The sequence below is a fragment of the Mesorhizobium sp. M1A.F.Ca.IN.020.03.2.1 genome (genome assembly GCF_004023205.1).
Classification (GTDB): domain Bacteria; phylum Pseudomonadota; class Alphaproteobacteria; order Rhizobiales; family Rhizobiaceae; genus Mesorhizobium.
On the sequence record NZ_RZSV01000035.1, the window covers coordinates 25,540 to 34,798 of the forward strand.

Consider the following 9,259-nt stretch of genomic DNA (forward strand, 5'->3'; position numbering starts at 1 on the left):
TCGTCTTATGGTATACCATAGTATGGAGCACCAAATACCTTGTCAACCGGCCATGGAATCTGTTTTCGTGGCGGCCAAGGGAGCAGAGACATGCAGGACGACACGCTTCGCATCGATCGCAGCGCCAAAACCTTGAGAACATTGGCCCTTGAGCGCATGCGCGAGGCCATAATGGATTTTCATTTCCAGCCCGGCGAAAGGCTGGTCGAGCGGCCGCTTTGCGACCAGCTCGGCGTCAGCCGATCGGTTGTGCGCGAGGTCCTGCGGCAGCTGGAGGCTGAAGGCCTTGTGCAGATGATCCCCGGGCATGGACCGGCTGTGGCCAAACCGGATATCGGCCGCACCGACGAGATCTATGAGCTCAGGGCTTTGCTCGAGGGCATCGCGGCGCGCGCCTGCGCGCAATCGGCCACCAATGGCCAACTGGCCGTACTGGAGCACGCCCTCGGCGAGCTCTTCGAGGCCTGGGCCTCGGGCAAGCCGCCGGCAGTGATGCGCGCGACGACGAAGTTCTACGAAGCGCTTTTCGAGGCTGCGGACAAGCGTGTCGCCTGGGAGATCGTCAGCGGGTTGAATGTGCGCATCAACCAGCTGCGTTCGATGACGATCGCCTCGGCAAACCGTCGCGAGCCGGCGATCGCCGAGATGAACGCGATTATGGATGCGATCCGGGCGCGTAAGCCGCAGGAGGCGGAAGCCGCGGCACGGCGCCACGTCGAATCCGCCTGGAAGATCGCCCGGGACAAACTGCGCCTTGACCCTCTCTAAAGCGCGTCGTGCCGGAACGGATTCAGGCGACGCGCTTTCGCCCAAATCCCGCCATGCCGAATTCCGGTTTATCCTATTGGGGACCTACCTACGAGAAGACGGTCAGGCGAGCTCCGCCACAGCTCTTATCCGACGGTAAATGAAGGGTTCGCCCGCCGCATTGTCTGCCGCGGCGCGCCGCGTTTCGTCGGCGAGCATGCCCACCCGGGCATGGATCGGCGATTTGATGCAGACCGGATCCGTTGCGGCGGCATCGCCGGCAATCGCCATCGCTTGACATCTGCAGCCGCCCCAATCGATCTCGCGCCGCTCGCAGCTTCGGCACGGCTCCAGCATCCATTCGGTACCGCGAAAGGCATTGAATGCCGGTGAATCGGTCCAGATCTCGGCCAGCGAGCGCTCTCCGAAACGCTCGAAGCGGAGCGAAGGAATGGTCTGCGCGGCATGGCAGGGCAGCACCGTGCCGTCGGGCGTCACGATGAAGGCGTCGCGCGCCCAGCCGCCCATGCACGGCTTGGGATAGACGGCGAAATGATCCGGCGGGACGAAATCGATGTTGATGACGCCGGCAAGCCGTTCTTGCGCCGCCGCGACGATCTCCGCTTGCCGCTCGACCGCGGCGCGTTCGGGCATCAGCGCATTGCGATTGGCCAGCGCCCAGCCGGCATACTGCACATTGGCGATCTCGAGCCGTTCGGCGTCCAGCGAAAGAGCCAGGTCGATGAATTCCGGCACTTCCTCGATGTTGTGGCGATGGATCGGCGCATTGATGGTGAGCGGCAACCCGGCCGCGCGGGCGCGGCGTGCCGTCTCCAGCTTCTTTTCGTGGCTGCCGCTGTGGTTGCCGATACGGTCGGTCGTCGCCGGGCGGGCGCCCTGGAAGCTCAGCTGCAGGTGGTCGAGCCCGGCTTCGGCAAAGGCCGCGATCCGGCCCTCGGCAATGTTGATGCCGGCGGTGATGAGGTTGGTGTAGACACCGCGCGCCGAAAGCCCGGCGATCAATTGCTCGAGATCGCGGCGCAGCGTCGGCTCGCCGCCGGACAGATGCACCTGCAGAACGCCGAGATCGGCGGCCTGCGAGAAAAGATCGAGCCAGGTCTGGGTGTCGAGCTCACGATTGGCCTTGAGCAATTCGAGCGGATTGGAGCAATAAGGGCACTGCAGCCGGCAGCGATGCGTCAGTTCCGCCAGCATGCCGATCGGAGGCAGAAGCGGCTCGCTCATAGCTTCACCAGCAGCTTGTCCGACCATCCCTGCAGGAAGGCGATGACATCGGCCGCTACGGCCTCCTGTTCAGCATCGTAATCGGCCGCAAGACCAGCGATGATGTAGCCGACCGCGGACCGCCCGTCGCAGCGGCGCAATATGTCGAGACTGATATCGTTCGGCCAGAATACCTTTTCCGGCGAAAGCACGGCGAAGGCCTGCCGCACGGGGTCGTACTGAATACGCACGTGCCTCGGCAGCGATGGCATTGATTGCAAGGAGACGATGGCTCTCTCGCGCAGCGCCATCATCGGGTTGCCTCCGGCTGGAAGGCGCCCGGAGGGACGTTTCCCGGCGCGCCATAGGCATGTTGAAGTGCATCGAGCATCGCCCACAATATATCGCATTTGAACACCAGCGCATCGATCGCCCGCTGCTGGCGCTCGGCCGTGTCGGCGTGGCTCAGCACATAGGCGAGGGCGAAGTCGGCGTCGCGCGATGCCTGTTCCGGCCGCCGGCTGAAATAGGCCAGCGTGTCGTCGGTGATGTAGTCGTATTTGGCCAGCATCGCCGGCACTCGCTCGCCGATGATGATCGGCGAGAACATCTCGGTCAGCGACGATGCCACCGCCTCGAGCAGCGTGCGGTTCGTGCAGAAGGAAAGGTAGGCGCCGACGGCGAAGCGGGTCGCCGGCAGCGCCAGCCTTTCGCTCTTGACGGCTTCGGCATCGAGCCCGAGCGAGGTCGCCAGATGCAGCCAGCGCGCGATGCCGCCGCTCCAGCCGTCCTCGCCGTCGTGATCCTCGATGCGTTTGCGCCAGGCGGCGCGAAACGCCGGATCCTCGGCATGCGCCAGGATCATGGCGTCCTTGCGCGGAATGACGGCCTGGTAGCAGTAGCGGTTCAATGCCCAGGCCTGCATTTCGGCCTTCGTCAGCACGCCACTGGTCATCCTGTGATGAAAGGGATGGCGGTTGTGATAACGCTCGGCGCCGACCTGCCGCAGCACGGCCTCGAGCTCGCTCTTGGACAGACCATGTCGCGCCGCGTCGTGGAAGTCGCTCAAAGTTCGATCTCCATTCCGTCGCTCCCGATTTCCCAGCCAGCCGCTCTGACCGCCGCGTGTTCGGCGGAACTCTCGTCGAGAACAGGATTGGTATTGTTGATGTGGATGAAGACGCGGCGGCCGGTCCTCACATCGGCCAAGGCGGCGATCGAACCCGCTTCTCCAGACATTGCGATGTGCCCCATGCGCGCACCGGTCTTCTGGCCGACGCCGGCGATGATCATCTCGTCGTCTGTATAGACAGTGCCGTCGAACAGAAGGCAGGCGGCGTCCGCCAGACGCGTGCGCAGGGCGGCATCGATGCCCGCGCAGCCGGGAATGTAAAAGAAAGCAGCGCGACTTCCAGCCCCGCTGATACGCACGCCGATCGTGGCGCCCGTGTCGGAGCTGAAATCGGCGCTTGGATCGCCTCTTTGCTCGAGATAGAGCGCGATCTTGCCGGGCACGGGAAAGGCGTCGACGACCACGCCGGTCTGCTGGCCGTCCGCGTTGCAGATCGCCACTTGCTCCGTTGGCGCCAGAAGGCGGCGCGGCACGATCGCCGGATCGAGAACGTTGAAGATCGAATTCGCCGCCAGCGTCGCCAGCACCTGTGCCGTTGCATAGATTGCGAAGGGCTGCCGCTCCCGCAGGCTGAGCAGGCCGGCGACATGGTCGACGTCGCCATTCGTCAGCACGACCGCGCGGATGGGCGTCGAGCGCAGCGGCGCATCGGCCGCGGGCTGCAGTTCGGGCGTTTGCGCAATCTGCCGGCCAATGTCGGGCGACGCGTTGAACAGAACCCAGCCTGTCCCGTCAGCCGATACGGCAATGGACGACTGGGTCCGCGAATGCACGCCAGCCATGCCGCTCCGAGCCGAGCGGCTCAGGCGATAGTTGCAGTTCCATTGCGGAAAGCCGCCTCCCGCCGCCGATCCTATGATCTTCACGCGCATGGCGATGCCTGCTCTGCGGCCCATTTGACCGGCGCCAAATTCTCGGTGGCAAACGGCTTCGCGCCCGCGCTTCCCGCGGCAGCCCCCGTCTCGACGACCTCAAGCGGCAAGGGGATGCATGCCCCCACAGCCAGGGACACGCAGCTCTGCGGCCTACTTCCTGGGAGGCGTTTCAGCAGGCAGATACCGCGAAATCTCGAAGCCCGCGGCAACCTGGCACATCGTCGGTTTCTTCCAGCTCTTCTTCTTCATTGCATTCTCCTCTTTAGCCAGCCCGAAGGGACCGGCCCTCATTGGCGCCATTGCGGGCAATGCAATGGCTCATCCATCACCTCACAAACGGACAAATGAAACGCTGGGTTCTCAAACAGCCAAAACCCAGGATCAAAACACAACTGCCTAGCTCAGGGATGAGTTCCTTAGCTTCGTGTCTCTCCCGTTCGATCAAGCTCACCCCGGCGACCAGTTGCGGCACCTTGCGCTGCATGCAGGGCCCAGTCCGGATCGGTGTTCGCGGCCGTGGCGCCGGCGTGGGGCATGAGCATGACAGCCGCAACCAGGCTGCGAACCAGGCGCATCCGTTCCATCAACCGTTTCCTCCCGCGCCTTGTTTGCGGGTTATCAGTCCGCGCGAAGGGTCATAAGCGATGATGGCCCCCCCGAGAAACAGCAGCGTGCAGCCGGCGACGACGCCCAGCGACACCCAATCGATCTGCCCGTAGAAGGCGAAGCGGATCAACTCGACGGCATAGGTAAAGGGGTTGGCGAGGCAGAGCTTGTAAAGCAGCGGGCTCGCTTCCTGGATGCGCCACAAAGGATAGAGCGCCGGCGACGCGAAATAGCCGGGAAAGATCACGAAGTTCATGATCCCGGCAAAATTCTCGAGCTGCCTGATCATCGAGGACAGGAGCATGCCGAGCGCGCAAAGCATCATCCCCGACAGGAACAGGGCCGGCAGCACGAATAGGTAACCGAGCGGCGGCGCCTTGACGCCCCAGAACCAGGCAACGATCAGAAAGGCATAAACCTGCGCGATCGACACGGAGACGCCGGCGAGCATCTTCGACACCAGCAGATACCAGCGGGGAAATGGGCTGACCAGCAGGATGCGCATATTGCCCATCTCACGGTCGTAGACCATCGACAGCGAAGACTGCATGCCCGAGAACAGCAGGATCATGCCGCACAAGCCCGGCGTGATGTAGACCTCGTAGAGCACGTAGGTCTTGTAGGGCGGGATGATCGAGACACCGAGCACCTGCCGGAACCCGGCGGCAAAAATGAACAGCCAGACGAGCGGTCGCACCAGCGACGAGATGAAGCGCTCGCGCTGGTGCAGGAAGCGCAGCCCTTCCCGCACGACGACGCCTTTGAGGCAGATGAGGTAGTGACGAAAGCCGAACGCGTCGGACTTCACCGGGGTGACGGCGGCGACCTTTTCCGGCATTGCGGGAGTGCTCATGGCGAGATCTCCGCCTGGCCGGCTGCTTCGCCGCGGCTGAGTTTGGAAAAGGCGTCGCGGATCGACGCGGCACCACTCGCTTTGACCACTTCGGCCACTTTGCCCTTGGCGACCAGGTCACCTTGCCGCAGCACGACGACATGGTCGCCATCTTCAACCTCGTCGATCAGGTGGGTGGCCCAAAGCACGCCGATGCCCTCGGTTTCGACCAGCTTGCGGATCGTGGCAAGAATGCCCGCGCGCGACTGGATGTCGAGACCCACCGTCGCCTCGTCGAGCAGCAGCAGGGACGGGCGATGGAGCAGCGCCCGGGCGATCTCGATGCGCCGCATCTGGCCGCCGGAAAGGCCGCGAGCCTTGTCATGCTGACGGCCTTGCATGTCGACTGTCTCGATCAGCGCTGCAATGCGCTGTCGGGCTTCGTGCCGTCCGATGCCGTGCAGCGAGGCGTGATAGGAGAGGTTCTGGTATACGCTCAGGTCGAGGTCGAGCGTGCGTGCCTGGAACACGATGCCGACCCGCCTGAGCGCCTCGCCGGACGCACGGCGGACGTCATGGCCGAAGATGCGGATCGATCCCTGGCGCGTGTCGTAGAGGTGGCTGATCAGCGAGAACAGGGTCGTCTTGCCGGCGCCGTTGAGACCGAGAAGGGCGGTGAAAGTCGCCGGCGCGATCGAGAACGAGACGTCGTTGAGCGCCCGCTTCGGGCCATAGGAATGGCTGACGCCGGCGACATCGAGTGCCGCCGCTCCGGTCCCCGTTTTCGCCGTCCTCGCATGCTGCATGGATGCTCCTTCAGATGCTATCTAGCGCGCTCGACGTCTTTGGCCCGGCTTCATGGCCTTAATCTTTAGCCTGCTTTTCTACTTGGGCGATATGACCACGCCCCACGGCTGCTGACCCACAGCGACCGACTGAACCGGCTCCTCGGTCGCCGTATCGATGAAAGTGATGTCGTTGGAATTGCCGTTCGTTGTGATCAGTGTCTTCTGATCGGGGGTGAAGTCCAGATGCCAGACGCGCTGTCCGACGAGGATGTATTTTTCCACCTCGTAGGTTTCGGTGTTGATCACTGCGACATGGTTCGCCGGGCCGAGCGCGATATAGGCCTTCTTCCCGTTAGCGCTGATGGCGATGCCGACCGGCTGGATGGTTTCGGCTCGCAGTCCGGGAATCGCGAACTTGATCCTCTTCACGACCTGGCGCTTGGCGTTGTCGATGACGCTGACGGTGCCGCCGATCTCGGCACTGACCCAGGCCTGCGAGCCGTCGGGCTTGAACGCGGCGAAGCGCGGGCGCGTGTCGACCAGCACGTTGTCGGTTACCTCATGGCTCTCGGTGTCGATGAAATGCGCCATGCTGGTGGTCTCCGAGGTGTTGACCAGGGTCTTGCCGTCGGGGCTGACGGCCATGCCTTCGGGTTCCACGCCGACCGGGATCTCGGACGTGACTTGCTTGCTGTCGAGGTCGATCGCGGTGACCAGATTGTCGTTTTCGTTGGCGACGTAGAGCGTCTTGCCGTCGGGCGAAAGGACGAACAATTCGGGATCGTCGCCGGAGGGCAGCGTGCCGACGACCTGCAGCGTCGTGGTATCGATGATTTGGATCGTATTGTCGTCGCTGGCGCACAAATAGATGAACTTGCCGTCGTGCGAGATTGTGATGCCGCGCGGCCTCTGGCCGACGTCGACGGTCTTGACCACCTGCATCGTCGCCGTGTCGACGACGGTGATCGTATTGTCCTTCTCGTTTGAGACGTAGGCCGTGTAGGCCGATGCCGGGCCGGCCATGACGCCGGTTGCGAGAATGGCGAGTACGCAAGCTCGGCTCTGCACGAATTCCTCCCGATCGGCGCTACCTGAGAACGCATTTCGTTTCCGGCTGATCGATGCCGAGGGCGTCGAGTTCGGAGACTTGGTGGAGATAGCCCTCCTGGGGAGATGTCGAGACGACCGATTTGGCATCGCCAAGCAGGATCGGCTGGCGAAGCTGGAGGTTCCATTTGCGGAAGGTCAGCTTCTGTCCCTTGAAGGCGGCGACCGAGAAGTCGTCCGAGCGGATGTAATCGCTGATCTTTTTCGGATCGTCACCATTGGTGCGCGTGGTGGCTTCGCCGACGGCCCGCACGGCCGTCCAGGCCGACATGTCCTTGGACAGCATTCGCCGGCCTGCCGTCTTCAAGAAGCGATTTTGCATTTGAATGCCGCCCCACTGTTCACTCGCGGGATGCCATGACGACGCCACAAGACCGGCCGTGCCTGCGACGAGCCGCGGCATCCAGCTGCGGTAGGGCACGTAGGTCCCGAACACCTCGCTTTCATCGGCCACAAGCAGCACGTCATGCTCCGGCAGGTCTTGCGTGAATACCGAAATCTGTTGCTGTATCTGCGTCGCCCCGGTGTCAGTGCGGCGCGCCGTCCCGGTATCCTTGAATTCTTTCTCCGCGACGATCTGTCCGCCGAAGCGGGCTGCCGCGCGGCGCAACGCGTCGGCATAGAGGCGGTCCTCATCATGCGAGCCGTAGAGCAGCACCCAGTTCGGCCATTTCTTCACCATCAGATACTGCGCCAGAGCGTCGGCGAGCATGCTTCGCGTCGGCGCGATGTGGAAGACGTTTATTCGGCAGTCCTCCTCGCGCAGTCTGTCGTCGGTGGCGCCCACGTTGAAGATCAGCACGCCCTTGTCGCGGGCGATGTCGGCGATCGACAGCAGCTGCTTGGCCGAGAGGTCCGCGAGGACATAGCGTTCGCCTTTGGCAATCAACGCGTTGAATGCCTGAACCGCGTCGGCTTCCGGTTTTATCTCGGTGACATCGAGGCTGAATTTCTGCTTGATGAACTTGCCCGTGGTGTTGTTGTCGCCAATGGCGACGTTGGCGCCGGCGACACCTTCGTCACGCGGCGGGGCGTCCAGCAGGGAAAGCGTCAGGCGCGGCGCGTAGGCCCGTAAATAGCCTATCTTGATTTCGGTTATCTTCTCGTCCGGCTTGATCGCTCCGGCCGGCTGCACGGTCGGTTGCTGGGCGAACGCACGTGGAGCAGCAGCGGTCAGGGCCAGAAAGCACAAAAGGGCCGCCAAGGTGCCCGACACCGCGCTTGTCATCGACGAATTACCGTTCTTGCGCCTAAGTCCGATCGTTTGCCGGACCAGCGCGAAGTCAAGGTGCCCCAAGGCGAACTTAGAGAGCCGGCGGGATTTATCAACCTCGTGAGCAGGACGTCTCCGGCTCTGCTTGCGACGGATCGCGGTCCTCAGGGCAGCTGGCCGCGCGAAGGTCCGAAGCGGCCCGGACGTATCTCAGGGAAGAGGACGCGGGCTGCTTCGACTGAACCATTTGTCTTTCGTCGCCCCCCGCACCGGCACCGGTTCACGCAGGGTTGCGCTCGGGAACCATGGCGCTCCTGAAGCAAACTTGCGATTTGACGCCCTCAGCTTGACCTTGCGGCGAGGCCTATCCTCTGATTCCCTGATCTTGGCGGGACCATCTGATTCGTTTGCTAGTTGCTCTGGCGCAGCCACTGCGTCCCGTAGAGAGATCACAATGACCGCCAAGCCGGAAATCCTGGAGATGAGACCTAAGATCACCGTTGTCGGGGTCGGTGGCGCTGGCGGAAACGCCGTCAACAACATGATCGCTGAAGGCCTGCAGGGGGTCGAGTTCGTCGTCGCCAATACCGACGCCCAGGCGCTCACCATGTCAAAGTCGCCGCGGCTGATCCAGTTGGGCGCGCATGTGACCGAGGGCTTGGGCGCCGGATCTCTCCCCCACGTCGGCAGCGCGGCCGCTGAGGAATCCATCGACGAGATCATGGATCATCTGGC

At 63.2% G+C, this 9,259-nt stretch carries 9 protein-coding genes and 1 pseudogene; 2 read left to right on the forward strand and 8 right to left on the reverse strand.

Annotated features, from left to right (window positions below):
- The first annotated feature begins 90 nt into the window (after window positions 1–90).
- Window positions 91–768 (forward strand): GntR family transcriptional regulator, encoded by a 678-nt coding sequence (locus EOA79_RS08445; RefSeq protein ID WP_095777416.1) that lies wholly within the window; start codon window positions 91–93, stop codon window positions 766–768.
- 102 nt (window positions 769–870) lie between these two features.
- Here EOA79_RS08445 and pqqE read toward each other — a convergent pair whose 3' ends face one another.
- The 8 genes from pqqE to EOA79_RS08490 all read right to left on the reverse strand — a co-directional run bounded on the left by pqqE (window position 871) and on the right by EOA79_RS08490 (window position 8,539).
- On the reverse strand, window positions 871–1,992 hold the full coding sequence (gene pqqE, locus EOA79_RS08450; RefSeq protein ID WP_095826029.1) for a pyrroloquinoline quinone biosynthesis protein PqqE: 1,122 nt from the start codon (window positions 1,990–1,992) through the stop codon (window positions 871–873).
- A complete protein-coding gene (gene pqqD, locus EOA79_RS08455) occupies window positions 1,989–2,285 on the reverse strand; it encodes a pyrroloquinoline quinone biosynthesis peptide chaperone PqqD (protein ID WP_095826028.1) in 297 nt (98 codons plus the stop codon). The genes pqqE and pqqD overlap by 4 nt, the downstream gene beginning before the upstream one ends.
- Entirely contained in the window at window positions 2,282–3,040 is a 759-nt protein-coding gene (pqqC, locus tag EOA79_RS08460; protein ID WP_095826027.1) for a pyrroloquinoline-quinone synthase PqqC, read from the reverse strand. Before pqqC ends, pqqD begins: the two co-directional genes overlap by 4 nt.
- Window positions 3,037–3,975: a pyrroloquinoline quinone biosynthesis protein PqqB gene (pqqB, locus tag EOA79_RS08465; RefSeq protein WP_095826076.1), complete on the reverse strand. Its 939-nt coding sequence runs from the start codon at window positions 3,973–3,975 to the stop codon at window positions 3,037–3,039. Before pqqB ends, pqqC begins: the two co-directional genes overlap by 4 nt.
- Before the next feature lie 586 nt (window positions 3,976–4,561).
- The gene (locus EOA79_RS08475; RefSeq protein ID WP_164748155.1) at window positions 4,562–5,422 is read right to left on the reverse strand and encodes an ABC transporter permease; all 861 of its coding nucleotides are present in this window, start codon (window positions 5,420–5,422) and stop codon (window positions 4,562–4,564) included.
- A gap of 11 nt (window positions 5,423–5,433) precedes the next feature.
- Window positions 5,434–6,222: an ATP-binding cassette domain-containing protein gene (locus EOA79_RS08480; protein WP_095826025.1), complete on the reverse strand. Its 789-nt coding sequence runs from the start codon at window positions 6,220–6,222 to the stop codon at window positions 5,434–5,436.
- Between the two features lie 78 nt (window positions 6,223–6,300).
- Window positions 6,301–7,272, reverse strand: a complete 972-nt coding sequence (locus EOA79_RS08485) for a YVTN family beta-propeller repeat protein (RefSeq protein ID WP_095826024.1) — start codon at window positions 7,270–7,272, stop codon at window positions 6,301–6,303.
- 19 nt (window positions 7,273–7,291) lie between these two features.
- Entirely contained in the window at window positions 7,292–8,539 is a 1,248-nt protein-coding gene (locus EOA79_RS08490) for an ABC transporter substrate-binding protein (RefSeq protein WP_127334816.1), read from the reverse strand.
- A gap of 439 nt (window positions 8,540–8,978) precedes the next feature.
- Between EOA79_RS08490 and EOA79_RS08495 the strand changes: the two are divergent.
- Window positions 8,979–9,259 (forward strand): annotated as a pseudogene (locus EOA79_RS08495) (cell division protein FtsZ); the annotation flags it as partial.